7 protein-coding genes are annotated in these 17,816 nt (G+C 66.4%); 3 read left to right on the top strand and 4 right to left on the bottom strand.

From position 1 onward, the window contains the following. Window positions 1-621 precede the first annotated feature (621 nt). Window positions 622-3,699 carry a TonB-dependent receptor gene (locus Q4S45_RS02385; RefSeq protein ID WP_305508793.1) on the top strand — a complete coding sequence of 1,026 codons (3,078 nt, stop codon included), beginning with the start codon at window positions 622-624 and terminating at the stop codon, window positions 3,697-3,699. Between the two features lie 64 nt (window positions 3,700-3,763). On the opposite strand, the gene aroG is transcribed toward Q4S45_RS02385, so the two are convergent. Then, window positions 3,764-4,822, bottom strand: coding sequence for a 3-deoxy-7-phosphoheptulonate synthase AroG (aroG, locus tag Q4S45_RS02380; RefSeq protein ID WP_305508791.1), 1,059 nt, complete (start codon window positions 4,820-4,822; stop codon window positions 3,764-3,766). Between the two features lie 403 nt (window positions 4,823-5,225). Between aroG and Q4S45_RS02375 the strand changes: the two genes are divergently transcribed. Beyond that, entirely contained in the window at window positions 5,226-8,030 is a 2,805-nt protein-coding gene (locus Q4S45_RS02375) for a TonB-dependent siderophore receptor (protein WP_305508789.1), read from the top strand. Window positions 8,031-8,175: 145 nt separating this feature from the next. On the opposite strand, the gene tldD is transcribed toward Q4S45_RS02375, so the two are convergent. The 3 genes from tldD to Q4S45_RS02360 all read right to left on the bottom strand — a co-directional run bounded on the left by tldD (window position 8,176) and on the right by Q4S45_RS02360 (window position 14,775). Further along, on the bottom strand, window positions 8,176-9,636 hold the full coding sequence (gene tldD / locus Q4S45_RS02370) for a metalloprotease TldD (protein WP_305508787.1): 1,461 nt from the start codon (window positions 9,634-9,636) through the stop codon (window positions 8,176-8,178). Window positions 9,637-9,695: 59 nt separating this feature from the next. Continuing rightward, complete coding sequence (locus Q4S45_RS02365; RefSeq protein ID WP_305508785.1) at window positions 9,696-10,493, bottom strand: carbon-nitrogen hydrolase family protein; 798 nt, start codon at window positions 10,491-10,493, stop codon at window positions 9,696-9,698. Between the two features lie 112 nt (window positions 10,494-10,605). Next, on the bottom strand, window positions 10,606-14,775 hold the full coding sequence (locus tag Q4S45_RS02360) for a YhdP family protein (RefSeq protein ID WP_305508783.1): 4,170 nt from the start codon (window positions 14,773-14,775) through the stop codon (window positions 10,606-10,608). A gap of 182 nt (window positions 14,776-14,957) precedes the next feature. Between Q4S45_RS02360 and glnE the strand changes: the two genes are divergently transcribed. Next, the gene (gene glnE / locus Q4S45_RS02355) at window positions 14,958-17,696 is read left to right on the top strand and encodes a bifunctional [glutamate--ammonia ligase]-adenylyl-L-tyrosine phosphorylase/[glutamate--ammonia-ligase] adenylyltransferase (protein ID WP_305508782.1); all 2,739 of its coding nucleotides are present in this window, start codon (window positions 14,958-14,960) and stop codon (window positions 17,694-17,696) included. Window positions 17,697-17,816 lie beyond the last annotated feature (120 nt).

Genomic DNA, 17,816 nt, shown 5'->3' with positions numbered 1-17,816 from the left:
TCTTCGCACGGGGTCCCGGTCGTCGATCGATATTTCCGCTAAGCAATATATTTTTAACCATATATGCACAGCCGGTGCGGCATGGAAACATTTGCTGTAAAGACTGTCAAATACGGATTGACCCGAGTGCAAAAAAACAACGTATTCGCCCTCCTGCGAGCCCATGTTTAATGTTGTCGCAAGGTTCGGGCGGACCGATGAATTCCCCACCGGCGCCGCCGCCTGCGCGGGAAGACGCGCCCTGGCTGCTGCCGGCGCAATTTTTGCCGCGTCGCACCAAAAAACCGGTCGCAACCACCCCTCGCGCGCCGCAGCGGGCATCGTTGACGGCGCGGCGCGCGCAGAGCCGCATTGCTGCATTGCGCCAATTTCTTCCGCCGCGGGAATGTGACGCCGGAGCGATCTGTTGTATGCGATCCGCATAGTGAATTTGCGTATTGACACTTCGCCAGCCGGATGGTCAGATACGTGCGGCGCAGAAATGTACAACTTACATTTCACCGCTATTTGGATGAGATTGCTCTGTCTTTCCGTTAGATGCAGTTGGTTTCATACATATTTGGCAAAAAAAGAAAATATGCATGCGCAAGCGCGTGCATTGACTTCCCACTTGGAGATTTCATGTTCAGAAAAACCGTCTTAGTCCAGGCATTGTCGCTGGCCTTCGCTTCCGCCACCCTGTCGCTGGCCGTCGTCGCGCCGGTGATGGCCCAGTCCAACGCCACCGGCACGATCTTCGGCCGCGTGGACGCCGCCCAGGGCACGGCCATCGTGATCCGCAACCTCGACACCAACCTGCAGCGCCGGGTCACCCCGGAAGCGGGCCGCTACCAGGCCACCGCGCTGCCGGTGGGCCGCTACAAGGTCGACCTGGTCCAGGGCGACAAGGTGGTCCAGTCGAATGAAGTCGAAGTGACCATCGGCCAGGGCGCCGACGTGTCGTTCGCCGCCGCCAGCGCCATCCAGACCGTGCAGGTGAGTGGCCAGCGCCGCCGCATCGACGTGTCGAACACCAACAACGGCGCGACCTTCACCGCCAAGGAACTGGCCAAGCTGCCGATCGCCCCGAGCGTCGATTCGATCATCCAGCTGGCGCCGAACACCACGCGCGCCGACTACCGTTACGCCGGCGCCTCGTTCGGCGGCAGCGGCGCGTCCGAGAACGCCTACTACGTCAACGGCTTCCCGGTCACCAACCCGCTGACCGGCCTCGGTTCGTCCGAGCTGCCATTCGGCGCGATTGCCCAGGCACAGATCCTGACCGGCGGCTTCGGCGCCGAATTCGGCCGTTCGATCGGCGGCGTGGTCAACATCACCACCAAGAGCGGCACCAACAACTGGGAAGCCGGCGCCACCGCCAGCATCACGCCGCGCAACCTGCGCTCGAAGTACAAGGACTTCTACTACGCCAACACCGGCGCACCGACCAACACCGCGACCGACGGCAAGCTGCGCCTGCGCCGCGAAGACAACAAGGTCCAGGAAACCCGTGTCGGCGCCTACGTCGGCGGCCCGATCATCCAGGACAAGCTGTTCATGTTCATCGCGGCCGACCAGTCCTCGACCGACACCAGCCGCGTCGGCGCGCTGCGCAGCACCGCCAGCGACGCCAACTCGCTGTCGAAGTGGGGCTGGGGCGAGATCAACGACAAGGTCACCCGCTTCACCGGCAAGATCGACTGGAACATCAGCGACAGCCACCGCCTGGAATTCACCGGCATCGGCGACGACGACAAGCGCGACGCCTACTACTCGAGCTACGACTACGCCACCCGCGCGCACGGTTCGACCATCAATTCGGGCGAACACTACCATAACGACCCAGCCAACACCCTGGGCGTGGGCGCCAACGCAGCCATCCTCAAGTACACCGGCAACCTGACCGACGACCTGACCCTGACCGCCCTGTTCGGCCGCAGCACCTCGAAGCACGACAACACCTTCGACGGCTACGACGTGTTCGACCTGTCCAAGTCGATCGCCCAGGTGACGTCGAGCCCGTCGACCCGTCCGTTCGAAATCAACAACAACCAGCCGCTGTCGGGCAACATCATGCCGAAGGACGGCAAGGACGTCGTCAAGTCCGGCCGCCTGGACCTGGAATACAAGATCGGCAGCCACACCGTGCGCGCCGGCTTCGACCAGAACAAGCTCGACAGCGTGAACGCCGGCTTCATCACCGCCGGCGGCAGCATCTGGGCCTACCAGAAGCAGTCGAACCCGACCGTCGCAGCGCCGCTGGCACTGGCCGGCCCGACCCCGATCGCCGTGGCGACCGCCGGTTCCGGTCCGCTGGCCGCCCAGGGTTACTGGGTCCGCCAGCAGATCTTCAACAGCGCCACCCCGGTGCGTTCGGAGCAGTCGGCCCAGTACATCGAAGACAAGTGGCAGGTCAACAAGGACGTGCTGGTTACGGTCGGCCTGCGCGATGAGCAGTTCAAGAACATCAACGGCTCGGGCGTCACCTACCTCGACATGAAGAACCAGATCTCGCCGCGCCTGGGCGCTGCCTGGGACGTCAACGGCGACGCATCGCTGAAGGTATTCGGTACCGCAGGCCGCTACTACCTGCAAGTGCCGACCGCCATCGGCGTGCGCGGCGCCAGCCGTTCGCTGTTCACCCGCCAGGCCTTCAGCTACACCGGCGTGGACGCCAACGGCCTGCCGACCGGCCTGAAAGCACTCGCCGCGCCGTTCTCGGCCAACAACGAGTACAACCAGGAAAAGGATCCGAAGACCGTCAGCGCAGTGGGCCTGAAGCCTAACTTCCAGGACGAGATGACGCTGGGCTTCGAGCAGCAGCTGTCGCCGTCGCTCAACATCGGCGCCAAGGCAACCTACCGCAAGCTGCAGTCGACGCTGGACGACATGTGCGACCAGCGCGGCTTCGACAAGTGGCTCGCCGCCAACCCGACCGTGAGCGCCGCCAAATGGCGCGGCTTCGGCTGCGCCACGTTCAACCCGGGCGTGGACAACGACTTCCTGGTGGACTTCAACGACGCCGATCCTGCACTGGCCGGCAAGACCTACACCAAGGTCCACCTGACCAAGGAAATGCTGGGCTTCCCGGAAGCGAAGCGCACCTACGCCGCGGTTGACCTGTTCGCCGAGCACCCTCTGCGCAACGGCTGGTACGGCAAGCTGAACTACACCTGGTCGCGCAGCGTCGGCAACACCGAAGGCCAGACCCGTTCCGAGAACGCCCAGATCAATCCGGGCGCGACGACGACCTGGGACCGCATCGAGCTGATGGATGGCGCCTACGGCAAGCTGCCGAACGACCGCACCCACCAGATCAAGGCCTACGGTTTCTACAATGTGGCGCCTGAGTGGACTGTCGGCGGCAACGCCCTGATCGCAGCCGGCCGTCCGCTGAACTGCATCGGCAACCACCCGACCGACACCTCGTACGGCTCGAACTACTTCTGGTGCAACGGCGTGCGCGTCGACCGCGGTTCCAAGGGCAACCTGCCTTGGGATACCCGCCTCGACATGAACGTGGTGTACGCACCGGCGATGGTCAAGGGCCTGGCGCTGAAGGCGGACGTGTTCAACGTCTTCAACAAGCAGACCGTGCAGGCAATCGACGAGACCTACAACTCGGGCACCAACGTGGTGTCGCCGACCTACGGCCGCGTCACCAGCTACACCGACCCGCGTGCAATCAAGTTCTCCGTGGAATACAACCACAAGTTCTGATCGCGTTGATCGCATAAAAAAACCCGCGGCTTGCCGCGGGTTTTTTTTCGTCCGGCGCCGGCGCCTATTCCTGGCGCAGGCGGCGCTGGCGCACCGCGGCGGCCAGCGTGTCGAGCACCTGCACGCTGTGCTCCCAGTCGATGCAGCCGTCGGTGACCGACTGGCCGTACACCAGTTCCTTGCCCGGCACCAGGTCCTGGCGCCCCGCCACCAGGTTCGACTCGACCATCACGCCGACGATGCGGTCGTTGCCGCCTGCCACCTGGGCGGCGATGTCGGCGCACACCGGCACCTGGTTCTCCGGCTTCTTCGAGCTGTTCGCGTGCGAGGCGTCGATCATCAGGCGCGCGGCCAGGCCCTGCGCGGCCATCTGGCGGCAGGCTTCCTCGACGCTGGCCGCGTCGTAGTTCGGCGTCTTGCCGCCGCGCAGGATGATGTGGCAGTCCTCGTTGCCGTTGGTCGACACGATGGCAGAGTGGCCGCCCTTGGTCACCGACAGGAAATGGTGCGGCTGCGAGGCCGCCTTGATCGCCTCCACCGCGATCTTGATGTTGCCATCGGTGCCGTTCTTGAAGCCGACCGGACACGACAGCCCGGACGCCAGCTCGCGGTGCACCTGCGACTCGGTGGTGCGCGCGCCGATCGCGCCCCAGCTGATCAGGTCGGCGATGTACTGCGGACTGATCACGTCGAGAAATTCGGTGCCGGCCGGCAGGCCTAGCTCGTTAATGTCGCGCAGCAGTTCGCGCGCCATGCGCAGCCCGTCGTTGATGCGGAAGCTGTTGTCCATGTACGGGTCGTTGATCATGCCCTTCCAGCCGACCGTGGTGCGCGGCTTCTCGAAATACACGCGCATGACGATTTCCAGATCGGCCGCCAGGCGGCGGCGCTCGGTCACCAGGCGGCGCGCGTATTCCATCGCCGCGCGCGGATCGTGGATCGAGCACGGGCCGATGACCACCATCAGGCGGTCGTCCTGGCCATGCAGGATGCGGTGCAGGGCCACCCGCGCGCCCGCCGCCGTGTCGCCGGCCGCCTCGCTGCACGCGAACTCGCGGATCAGGTGCGAGGGCGGCGTCAGTTCCTTCATTTCGCGGATGCGTAAGTCGTCGGTGCGTTGCATGCGTTTCTCCGTAATCGGTTGCGGGTGTGCCGGGATAAAAAAAAGACCGCCATCGCTGGCGGTCTTTCGAAGTTCTGCTGGATCCGGTCCTTGCTGCGTGAACCTGCCGCCTACTCCGCCGCCTCGGGCTGGACATGGCCAAAATAAAAAAAGCAGGTAAACAGTTTCGCGCTGTGCATGGCAATTCCTGGATCGATGAGACGACTATAGCAATATTGTGCGGCGCTTGGCAAGCGCTTTGTCCGTCACATTTCCAGGCGGCAGGTTGCGCCGATCCCACAACGGCGGGCGAAGCCGGAGACGTTTGATCTAGCGCAGTCGTGCGCCAGCGCCGAATGTAACACTCTGATCCCTGCACCGCAGCCATGGCGCTGCGGCCCCGCCGTCCACTTTGGAGTTGACCATGAAAGAAACTGTTTTGTCCCAATCGCTGCGCCGCCTGTTCGCCGGCGGCGCGTGCGCCGGTTTGGCAATGCTCGCCCTGCCCGCGCAGGCCCAGCAAGAGCAAGCCGCCGCGCCGATCCAGCGGGTGGAAATTACCGGCTCGTCGATCAAACGCATTGCCGCCGAAGGCGCGCTGCCGGTCACCGTGATGACGGCCGCGGCAATTCGCGAATCGGGCGTTACCTCGGCGGCCGACCTGGTGAAGAAACTCTCGACCGTGCAAGGCTCGACCGGCGAGTCGGCCTCTGTCGGCGGAAGCAGTTTCGGCTTCTCGGGAATATCCATCCACAACGTCGGCGAGACGCGCACCCTCGTGCTGCTCAACGGCAAGCGCCTGGCGCAATTCGGCGGCCAGACGCTGACCGGATTTGCCGCCGGCTTCGACCTCAATTCCATCCCGCTGTCGGCCATCGATCGCGTCGAGTTGCTGACCGACGGCGCCTCGGCCCTGTACGGCGCCGACGCGATTGCCGGCGTGGTCAACTTCATTACCAAGCACGACCGGACCGATGGCGACGTCACGATCGGGTATTCCCATCCGCAAAATGGCGCGTACGAAAAACGCCTCAGCGCCACCAAGGGATTCGGTTCGCTCGACACCGACGGCTACAACGTCATGCTCACCTTTGGCCACGACGAGCGGACCAAGCTTGGGTCGGTCGACCGCTCCTTCGCCAATACCGGGAAAGTGGATTTCTCCGCCAACGGCAAGCGCTACCGCAAGCAGCAGTTTTCCGCCAGCCCGATTCCCGCCAATGCGCTCGACGATCAAGGCCAGCTGATCAGCCCCTACCAAAAGACCACCGGCGCCTGTCCGGCCAAGACCTTCCGCGTCATCGAACCGTACAACGACGGGTCGGGCCTGGCCGATGACTATTGCGGCTACGACTTCGTCAGGGACCTGGAGATTTTCCCGGAGCGCAAGCGCGACAACTTCATGGCATCGGCCACCGCCAAGTACGCCGGGCAGGAACTGTTCGCCGACATCATGCTGTCGAAAAGCACGCAGGTGTCGCGCATCGCGCCGGTGCCAGGCTCGATCTCCATCGCCGCCGGCTCGCCCCTGGCGGTCAAGTATTTGCAGCCGATCGGGATCACCGGCGACAGCCTGGCGTTTTATCGCCTGTTCGACATGGGCCCGCGGACCTCGAACGACGAGGCGCAGTTCGCCAGCCTGGTGCTTGGTTCGCGCGGCGTGATCGCCGGATGGGACTACAGCGCGTCGTACAACTTCTCGGAGAGCAAGGTCAAGGGCAATATTTCCGGTTACCCCGGCGCGCTGGCCGTCAAGGCCCTGACAAGCGGCGGACTGCTCGATCCCTTCGTGGGGCCGGGCCAGCAAAGCGCCGCGGCGCAAGCGGCGATCAAGGCGGCGACCTATTCCGGCTACTGGGACGGCGGCATCTCCAAGCTGCATTCCCTGACGGCCAACGGCTCGCATGAACTGATGCGCATGGAGGGCGGCGGCCTGATGCTCGGCGTGGGCGCGAACATCAACCGCGAATCCTTCGCGTCACGCCCAAGCTTGTTCGCCCAGGGCAAACTCGCCGATCCGGCCGCCGGCGTGCTGTGCGGCGGCGCGCTCGAGTGCGACCAGCGCTTCGGCGACCCCGCCAGTTCCTTGCCGTACGACGCATCGCGCACATCGCAAGGCCTGTTCGCCGAACTGGTCATCCCGGTGTACAAGACGCTCGAATTGGGCACTGCCCTGCGTTACGACCACTACTCCGACTTCGGCAGCGCGACGACCGCCAAGGCCAGCTTCAAGTGGACCCCGAAACCAACCCTGATGATTCGCGGCTCGATTGGCAACGGCTTCCACGCGCCGACCGTGCCGCAGGTGAACGCGATCCAGCAGGGCTATGGCGTCACGAGCGAAAAATATACCTGCACGCCCGCGCTGCAGGCGGTCGCAGACGCCCACAATGCGCTGTGCCAGCCAGGAAACCGGCAGTACGATGAACTTGCCGGCGGCAACGCCGAACTGAAGCCGGAAAAATCCAGGCAAGCGACCCTGGGCTTTCGTTTCGAGCCGGTCAGCTACATCACCTTGGGCGCCGACCTGTGGCATGTGCAGATCCGCGACACGTTTGGCCAGTTGACCGAACAGGTGGTATTTGCCGATCCGGCGCGGTACGCCAAATCCTGGGGCTCCCTGGTGGACATCGGTACCGGCAAGAACTACCTCGCCTTCCTCGCCGACAACCAGAACCTGGGCAAGTCGTACGCCACCGGGATCGACTATGAAATCACCGGCCGCTACCGCAGCCCGATTGGCCTGCTGACCTCGCAACTGAACATGACACGGATGCTGCGGGAAGTGAGCCAGCTGCAAAGGGATGGCGCCTACTACTCGGCGATCGGCAACTTCGCCGAACTGGGCGCGGTGACCTTCCGCAACCAGGGCCATTGGAGCAATACCCTGAAAACGGGCAAATGGACCAATACGCTGGCGATCAATTTCAAATCCGGCTACCGCGACCAGGAAACCACGGTGGACGTGCTGGACGCCGCCGGCAACGTGACGGGACAGGAAGACATCCGCAAGGAAGTGGGCTTCTACTCGACGATCGACTGGCAAGCGGTGTGGGCCCCGAACAAGACCTGGTCGGCCACCATCGGCGTGTTGAACCTGACGAACAAGGCGCCGCCGTTCGTGCCATCGACGTCGGGCGCCAACCGTGGCCAGCAATTTGGGTATGACGACCGCTACTACGATGCGCGCGGCCGCACGGCGTACTTCAACGCTTCGTACAAGTTCTGAGCGGTTAATCGGCGCAGCGTGCAAAGGCGGGGTCAGGTCCGGCGGACCTGACCCCATCTTGGTCGGCGCCAGCGAATAACCTACGCACCAAAGAACACAGCCCGGAAGTCCGGGCTGTTTTCATATGCTGCGCGACGCGGATATCTTACGCGGTGCCGCCCACCGTCACGTCTTCGATGCGCAGGGTCGGCTGGCCCACGCCCACCGGCACGCTCTGGCCTTCCTTGCCGCACACGCCCACGCCCGAGTCGAGGCGCATGTCGTTGCCGATCATCGAGACGCGATTGAGTACGTCCGGGCCGTTGCCGATCAGCGTGGCGCCCTTGACCGGATAGGTCACCTTGCCGTTTTCGATCATGTACGCTTCGCTGGCCGAGAACACGAATTTGCCGTTGGTGATATCGACCTGGCCGCCGCCAAAATTGACCGCATACAGGCCGTTCTTGACCGACGCGAGAATTTCTTCCGGGTCCTTGTCGCCGCCCAGCATGTAAGTGTTGGTCATGCGCGGCATCGGCAGGTGCGCGAACGATTCACGCCGCGCGTTGCCGGTCACGGGCATCTTCATCAGGCGCGCGTTCATCGTGTCCTGGATGTAGCCCTTCAGGATGCCGTCCTCGATCAGCGTGGTGCACTGGGTGGCGTTGCCCTCGTCGTCCATGTTGAGCGAGCCGCGGCGGTTCTGCAGCGTGCCGTCGTCGACCACCGTGACGCCCTTGGCCGCCACGCGCTCGCCGATGCGGCCGGAAAACGCCGACGATCCCTTGCGGTTGAAGTCGCCCTCGAGGCCGTGCCCGATCGCCTCGTGCAGCAGCACGCCGGGCCAGCCTGGTCCGAGCACGATGGTCATCGGCCCCGCCGGCGCCGGGCGCGCGTCGAGGTTGACCACGGCGGCCTTGACCGCTTCGTCCGCATACTGCTGCAGGATCTCGTCGCTGAAGTAGCCGTAGTTGTAGCGCCCGCCGCCGCCCGACGAACCCATCTCGCGGCGGCCGTCCTGTTCGACGATGACGGTGACCGACACCCGCACCAGCGGCCGGATGTCGGCCGCCAGCACGCCGTCGCTGCGCACCACCAGCACCACGTCGTATTCGCCGGCCAGGCCCGCCATCACCTGCACCACGCGATTGTCCTTGGCGCGCGCCATTTTTTCGACGCGCTCGAGCAGCTTGACCTTGGCCGTCGCGTCGAGCGAGTCGAGCGGGTCGTTCGGCAGGTACAGCGAGCGCCCGCCGGTCGGCTGCGCGGAAGTGGCGACCTTGATCTTGCCGTTGCCCACGCGCGCGATGGTGCGCGTGGCCGCCGCCGCTTCGAGCAGCGCGCTTTCGGAGATTTCGTCGGAGTAGGAGAACGCGGTCTTGTCGCCCGAGATGGCGCGCACGCCGACGCCCTGGTCGATCGAGAAGCTGCCGGTCTTGACGATGCCTTCTTCCAGGCTCCAGCCTTCGCTCTTGGTGAATTGGAAATACAGGTCGGCGTAGTCGACCTTGTGCGTGAACATCGTGCCGAGCGCCTTGAGCAGTTTCGCTTCGTCCAGCCCGAACGGGGTCAGCAGCACATCGCGCGCCACGGCCAGGGTCGACAGGTTCGGTTCAAATGGTTTCATTGTGCGGCTCTTTCATGGTGATGCTGGCATTGTGCCATAGAGCGCCGCGGCGCACCGGCTCACATCCGGCGATGCTTGAGCGCCGGCAAGCTTTCGCGCACGTTGGCCTGCACGGCCAGGTCGATCTCGCCCTTGATCACGCCCTCGCCCTCGGCCAGCACCGTTTTCACCGCACCCCAGGGGTCGATCAGCATGCTGTGGCCGAAGGTGCGCCGGCCGTTCTGATGGGTGCCGCCCTGTGCCGCCGCCAGCACGTAGCACTGGTTTTCGATGGCGCGCGCGCGCAGCAGCACTTCCCAGTGCGCGCTGCCGGTGGTGTAGGTGAACGCGGCCGGCACGACGATCAGCGCGCACTCGCCCATCGCCCGGTACAGCTCGGGAAAGCGCAGGTCGTAACAGACCGACAGGCCGACCCGGCCGAACGGCGCCTCGAAGGTGCCGACGTGGGCGCCCGGCACGATGGTGCGCGCCTCGTCGTAGGACTCGTCGCCCTTGTTGAAGCCGAACAAGTGGATCTTGTCGTAGCGCCCGGCGGGCTCGCCGTCGGGGTTGTAGACCAGGGTGGTGTTGAGCACCTTGCCGGCGTCGCTTGATACCAGCGGCAGGGTGCCGCCGATCAGCCAGATGCCGTGGCCGCGCGCGCAGTCGGCCATGAAGTCCTGGATCGGGCCGGCGCCGGGATGCTCGGCGTGGGCCACTTTGTCGGTGTCGCTCATGCCCATGATCGGCCAGTATTCCGGCAGGCTGACCAGGGTCGCGCCGGCGGCGGCGGCCTGCGCCACCAGGCGGCGCGCGGTGGCGATGTTTTCGGCCACGTCGGGCGTGGAGACCATCTGGATTGCGGCTACTGTCGTCATCGTCTGCTCCTGCTGGAAGATGGGGGTCTGGTCCTGCGGACCTGACCCCATGTTGAGCACATCGTGAAGTCCAAATGGGGTCAGGTCCGCAGGACCAGACCCCGGCGTTGGCTTATTTTTTTACCGCCGCTGCCGGCAGCGGCGTGCGATGGTCGAGCTTGGTGATCACCGGCGCCTTCCACGGCCCTTCGACCTTCATCTGGTAGGTCAGCGCCTTCATCACTGGCGCGCGCAGGAACAGCTGCGCCAAGAAGCTGCCCAGCCCGATCACCGGATTGACCGCCAGCGCGTACACCAGCGGCCCGGTGCCGAGGTTGAATTCGGGGATCACCACCACATGCAGGTTGGTGGTCTCGTGCGCGATGTCGGCGGTGCCGTCCATCAGCACCGTGGCGGCCACGCCGTGCATCTTGAGGTTGTCGGTTTTCAGCACGCCCTTGGCGATGATGGCGTTGGCGCTGATGCCGTCGAACGCCAGCCCTTCCGAGAACACGTCGTGGAAGTCGAGCTTGAGCAAACGCGGCAGCGCCTGCAGGCTGAGCACGCCGAGCAGCTTGGCCGCGCCCGGGTCCTGCTTGAGGAACTGGCCGGACTCGACGTTCATCTGGATCTGGCCCGACAGGCTCGGGATGTCGAGCGAGTACGGTAGCCCCATCCAGGCGATGTCGCCGGACAGCTTGCCCTTGCCGCGCTTTAAGGTGCCGGGGAAGCCGAAGCGGTCCAGCAGGCGGCCGGCGTCGGCGATGTCCATGGTGAAGTTGACGCTGGTGTTGCTCTTGCCGTCCTTGGTCAGCCACTTGCCGGTGGCCTTCAGGTCGCCGTCCGGGTTGACCAGCGACAGCCGGTTGATGCGCCATTCGCGCCCCGCCAGCGCCTTCTCGTTGCTGGCCACCAGTTCGAGCCGGCCCAGCTGCTTGTTGAACAGTTCGAAGCGCTCGGCCACGATGTCGAGCGCGGGGATGCTGGCCGTGGCGCTCTTGCCGCCTTCGAGCAGGTCCTTCACTTCGGCTTCGGCCGACTCGGGAATGATCAGGGTGGCCAGGCGCGCGGTGACCTTGCCCAGACCCTGCCCGCTCGGGCCCTCGTTCCACGTCACGTAGCCGGAGGCCTGCTTCGAATCGATGCTGGCCTGCCAGGTATCCTTCTGGTGCGAGGCGCCGACCACCACGTTGTCGAGCTTGCGTTCGCCGACGATCAGTTCGTTGGCGCGCGCCGCCAGCACGTCCGGCACCACGTACTGCGCCAGGCCCTGCGGCCCGGGCGCGGCGTCGGCCGCCGGCGCCGGCGCGGGGCCGGCCGGCCCGGCGATATTGCCGCCGAGCGCGATCCACTGGTCGACGTTGAGCGACTTCATGTTGGCGTTGACCATCACGCCGCTGTCGGGCTCGGGCGCCGGCACGTTGACGCCGATGCCGCCGCGCACCACGTTCCACGGCGCCTTGCCTACCTTCTGGCGCAGGTAGCGCGCCGAGATGGCCGAGCCGAGCGTGATGCGGATGTCGTCGCGCGCGATGTTGGCGTCGCCGGTCGGCATCCCAGTCAGCACGAAATGCAGCGGCAGCGCTTCGGAGGCGGCCGGCTTGTTCAGCGGCGCCGGGAACGCCAGGCCCAGGCCTCCCAGGGTCGAATCGACCGTCACTTCGACCTTGTGGTCTTTCACCGCGACCGCGCCGGTGAAGCGCGCGGCGCCGCTGAAGTGGCTGGCCAGGCGCTGCATCGCCGGCGCCGGCCAGGTCTTGCGCATGCCGTCGGCGCTGGCCGAGCCCGCCAGCCGGATCACGATGGCGCCATCCTTCTGGGTCCCGCCGGTCAGCGCCAGCGGCCCGCCCAGGAAGCTGGCGCCGACGCCGTTGAGGGCGACGCCGCGCTCGGTGAAGTCGATCTTGCCGATCGCCGCCTGCAGGGGCGGCAGGTCCTCGAACAGCACCACGTCGTTGCTCATCAGCTGCAGGCTGCCGTTCACTTTGGTGTCGAGCAAGTGCGCCAGCGGCATGCGCAGCTTCAGTCCAAGCTTCGCGCCATTGCTCGCCTTGGCGTCGTCGGTGAAGTGGCCGATCCAGTCAGTCACCGGGCTGGCCGCGACGTACTTGAGGAACTCCTGCAGCGGCCCGGCGGCGTTGCCGTCGATCTCGAGCTGCAGGTCATGCGACAGCAGGTCCGGCACCACCGCCTTGACCGCCGACAGCGCCACGCCGCCGGTCTGCGCGGTGTCGGCCTTGATCTCCATGCGGGTGCGGTCGAACACGATGCTGCCGTTGATTTTCTCGGCCTGCGGCCACAGCGGCGCCTTGCCGTCCTTGCCGAAGCGCCCCGGCGTGTAATTGAGCTTGCCGTCGGCAATGCGGCCGGCAACGCGGAACTCGCCGCGCGCGCGTTCGCCCGCGGTCTCGGCGCGATAGGGGAACTGCGCCAGTTCGCCGCGCAGGCGCACGGTGGCGTCTTCCAGCATGCCGTCCTCGAGCGCGCCGGCCAGCCAGGCGCGCAGGTGCGGCGGGGTCTGCAGCGGCAGGAAGCGGTCGATCCGGTTGATCTGGAAGCCGGTCAGGGTGCCGTGCAGGTCGGCCACGCCGAGCTTGCCGGCACCGGGCGTGAGCGGCATCAGGTGGGTGCCCGCCAGCGACGCCTGCAGCTTGCCCTGCACGAAGGACAGGCCATCGAGCTGCAGCGCCAGCTGGTCCGCCCTGGGGTAGGACCAGCGCGCCTGCATCTTGAACTGGTCGAACGGCATCGCCGGCTCGGCGAAGAAGTGCGGCATCTGCAGGATCAGGTTGCTCGAGTCGAGCGCCAGCGCGCCGCCCTTGTCGCTGGCGTCGATGGTGCCGGTCAGGTGGTCGAAGCCGGGAATGGCCGGCACCGCCGCCACCGCGGGCGTGGTCGCCGTTTTCGGCTGGGCCGGCCGCGGCGGCTGGGCGTTCAGGCCGAGCTGCTCGACCCGACCGCGCACGCGGTAGGACGAGATCGCCGGATACGCGCCTTCCCATTCGGCCGAGAAATCGTGCAGCTTGCCGCGCGGCTTGAAGTCGTCGAGCATCGCGCGCTTGCTCGCCTGCATCGGCAACTGCCCCGCCAGTTCGGCCAGCGTCGCCAGGTCGATCAGGCGCGCGCTGACGACAACCTTTTCCGGCTTGCTCTTGGTGGCGGGGGTGAAGGTTTCGGACAGGGTCGTCGGCGGCAGGCTCAGGCCGTCCACCGTGACGACCGAAAAATTGTCCAGGGTAACGCTGTGGCCGTGGGCGCCGAAGGAAGGCACGCCGTCTTCGACGCCGTCGGGGAATTGTTCGCGCGCCGACAGGCGCCCGGTGGCGCTGGCCAGTTCCAGCGGCGGCAAGTCCTTGCCCAGCTTCGCGCTGACGCCGGCCAGCGCGACGTCGGCGGTGAAGCCGGCCAGCTTGGCATGGTCGAGCGAGAGCCAGGCGCGCACCGAGCCGCGGCCCTGGGTCAGCTGGAACGGGTAATCGAAGTAAGCCTTCCAGCCGGCCAGGTCGGTATCGCGCAGGTTGGCGTACAGCTCGCCCTTCCACAGCGAGACATCGGCGCGGCTGGCGGCGAAGCGGGGACTGGTGAAATCGGCGCGCACGTCGAGCGGCTGGGCCAGGCTGGCCGGCGGCGTCGCGTGCAGCGCGAAGCGGTGGCGGTTCCAGGTGTTGAGCAGCACCAGGTTGACGTTTTCCAGCGCCAGCTCGGGCGCGCCGCGCAGCTGGTCGGTCCAGTTGATCTTGCCCTCGCGGATCAGGATGTGGCTCTGGCGCAGCACCCAGTCGTTGGGCGCCCCGCCCTTCTGGCTCTTGAGCACGATGCCGGCCACCGACAGCCGGCCGGCCGCATCGCGCCGCACGTCGAGCGTGGGACGGATGATTTCGAGCGACTCGAAGCGGGCGTCGCCGGCCAGCAGGCTCGACCATCCCAGCGTGGCCGACACGCTCGGCAGCGTCAGCGCGGCGCGGCCCTGCGGATCGCGCAGCATCACGTCGCCCAGGAACAGGTTGGGCCGCAGGCCGTCCCACGAGGCGTAGATGCGGGCGATCGAAACCTGGTTGCCGACCGCGCGGCTGGCCAGGCGCTCGATGTCGCCCTTGTAGTAGTCGATGTTGGGCAGGATCGCGTAGCGCAGCGCCAGGAACAGCAGCGTGAACGCGAAGTACAGCAGCAGCGCCAGCTTGACCGTGAAGCCCAGGATGTGGTGCGAAGCCAGGTTGCAGACGCGATAGGCCGCACGCAGCCTGCGCCAGCGCTCCGCCAGCGGCAGGTGCGCGGTGACGCCCTCGGATTCAGGCTGCTGCATCAAAAGACTAATAGGTCGCTCGCGGGTTCAAAAAATCGTCAAAAAACAGCGCGCTTGCGCCAACGCGTCCGCCTGCCGTACCATCTTGCTGACCCGACATGGGCGGGGCGGCCCAATTCTACCCCATGGCGGACGATTCCCAAGCGCACTTTCACTCTGTTTCACTCTGCCGGACCGTTTCCATGCATCCAATTTCGCAGGCCCCGACATCGCGCTTCTACCAACGCTGGCTGGCCGCCGATCCCGGCCGCGCCGCGCGCGTCGAAGCGCTCAGCCAATTATCCCTTGACCGGCTCGATTTTGGCGCGGAACTGGAGACCGAGGCCGCGCCCGCGGCGGACCGGCCCGCCCTGCCCCTGCCGCGCGCGCTGCGCCGCCTGCGCAACCTGCTGGTGGCGGCCATCATCCGGCGCGACCTGGACGGCCAGGCCGACCTGGCCGAGGTGGTCGGCGCGATGACCGGCCTGGCCGACTTCGCCATCCAGGCCGCGCTGGCGCCGCTGATGGAGGAACTGGTGGCCCAGCACGGCATGCCGATGGGCGGCGAGTCCGGCCTGCCCCAGCAGATGATGGTGCTGGCGATGGGCAAACAGGGTGGCGGCGAACTGAACGTGTCGTCCGACATCGACCTGATCTTCGTCTATCCCGAGGACGGCGACACCGCCGCCGGCCCCGGCCAGCGCGGCCTGTCGAACCACGAATTTTTCGGCCGCCTGGGCAAGAAGCTGATCGCGGCGCTGTCGGAAGTGATCGAGGACGGCTTCGTGTTCCGGGTCGACATGGCGCTGCGCCCGAACGGCAAGTCCGGCCCGCTGGTGGCCAGCCTGTCGATGGTCGAGAACTACCTGATCGTCCAGGGCCGCGAATGGGAACGCTACGCCTGGGTCAAGGCGCGCGCTGTTACCGGCGATCCGGCCGACATCGCCGCGCTCGACGCCATCGTGCGCCCGTTCGTGTTCCGCCGCTACCTCGACTTCGGCGTGATCGACGCGATCCGCACCATGCACGGCCAGATCCGCGCCGAGGTGGACCGCCAGGAGCGCCTGCATCCGGACCGCAGCAACAACGTCAAGCTGGGGCGCGGCGGCATCCGCGAGATCGAATTTTTGGCGCAGGTGTTCCAGCTGATCCGCGGCGGGCGCGACGCCGCCTTGCGCGAGCGCTCGACCCGCGCCACCTTGCGCGTGCTGGCCGACAAGGACCTGCTGCCGCGCGAGACGGTCGACCGCCTGCTTGACTCCTACACCTTCCTGCGCAATCTCGAGCACCGCCTGCAGTACCTGGACGACGCCCAGACCCACACGCTGCCGGCCGGCGAGCCCGAACGCGCCATCATCGCGCGCATGATGAACCTGCCCGGCACCGACGCGCTGCTGGCCGCGCTGGCGGCGCACCGCGCCTTCGTCGCCGCGCAGTTCGACGCCATCTTCAGCGACAAGAGCGACAGCGTCGACGCGGTCAACCCGCATTCGAGCGACGCCGCGGCGGACCTGGACAACCGCGCCGCGATCGAAGCGCGCCTGACGGAACTGGGCTTCGACAACGCCGCCGGCGCCGCCGGCCGGCTGATGGCGACCTGGCAGGCGCCGCGCCTGCAGGCGCTGCCCGAGGCCAGCCGCACGCGCCTGCTGGCCTTGCTGAACGCCGCGCTGCCCCTGCTCGCGCGCGTGATCGGCGAGGCGGGCGTGGGCAGCCACAGCGCGACGCTGGCGCGTCTGCTCGATTTTTTCGAAGCGATCGCGCGGCGCTCGGCCTACCTGTCGCTGCTGACCGAATACCCGCACACGCTCGAACGCGTGATCCGGATGATGAACGCGAGCGGCTGGGCCGCGACCTTCCTGACCCAGCATCCGATCCTGCTCGACGAACTGCTCGACGCCCGCCAGCACGGCGCGGCGCCCGACTGCGCGGCGCTGGCGCTCGAACTGCAGCAGCAGCTCGACGGCGCGCCCGGGGACACCGAGCGCCAGATGGACATCCTGCGCGAGTTCCACCACGCGCAGCTGTTCCGCCTGCTGGCGCAGGACTTGGCCGGCAGCCTGACGGTGGAGCGGCTGGCCGACTACCTGTCGGCGCTGGCCGACCTGATCGTCGACGCCACCATCAAGGCGGCCTGGCAGGCGATCGCCACGCGCCACCGCGAGGTGCCGCGCTTCGCCGTGATCGCCTATGGCAAATTGGGCGGCAAGGAGCTGGGCTACATCTCCGACCTCGACGTGATCTTCCTGTTCGACGACGACGACCAGGACGCGCCGCACAACTACGCCAAGCTGGCGCAGCGCTTCATCACCTGGATGACGGCGCACACCTCGGCTGGCATCCTGTTCGATGTCGACACCGCGCTGCGGCCGGACGGCGCCTCGGGCATGCTGGTGTCGTCGGTGGCCGCGTTCGAGCGCTACCAGAACGGCGCGGCCTGGGCGTGGGAACACCAGGCGCTGACGCGCGCGCGCTTTTGCGCCGGCGACGCCGCCATCGGCGCGCGCTTCGAGCAAATCCGCGAGCAGGTGCTGCGCAAGGACCGGAGCGGTGCGGACGATCCGCTGAAGGACGAGGTGCTGAAGATGCGCGCGCGGATGCACGATGCGCGCTCCCCCGGCGGCTTCGGCTTCGATTTGAAGCAGGATGCCGGCGGCATGATCGACATCGAGTTCATGGTGCAGTACCTGGTGCTGCGCCATGCGCACCAGTACCCGCAGCTGACCGCCAACACCGGCAACATCGCGCTGCTCAAGGTGTGCGGCGAACTGGGGCTGATCGACGCGGCGCTGGCCGGCGCGGTGGCCGACGCCTACCGCGCGATGCGCAAGCTGCAGCATCAGGTGCGCCTGCAGGGGCAGGACAATGCGCGCGTCGAGCCGGCGCTGGTGGCCACGCACGCGGCGAACGTCGTCGCGCTTTGGCAGGCCATCTTCGGTTAGCAGGAACATGTCGTACCAGCGAAGGCTGGTGCCCATGCTGAATCGGCCTTCACCTCTATCGCGCCTCAGCATGGGTACCTGCCTGCGCAGGTACGACAAGTTAGCTATTTGCTCGCTGCG

This window comes from Massilia sp. R2A-15, from assembly GCF_030704305.1.
GTDB lineage: Bacteria > Pseudomonadota > Gammaproteobacteria > Burkholderiales > Burkholderiaceae_D > JAFCUW01.
Note: the sequence above shows the minus strand (reverse complement) of the source record. Positions and strands in the feature narration are given on the sequence as shown.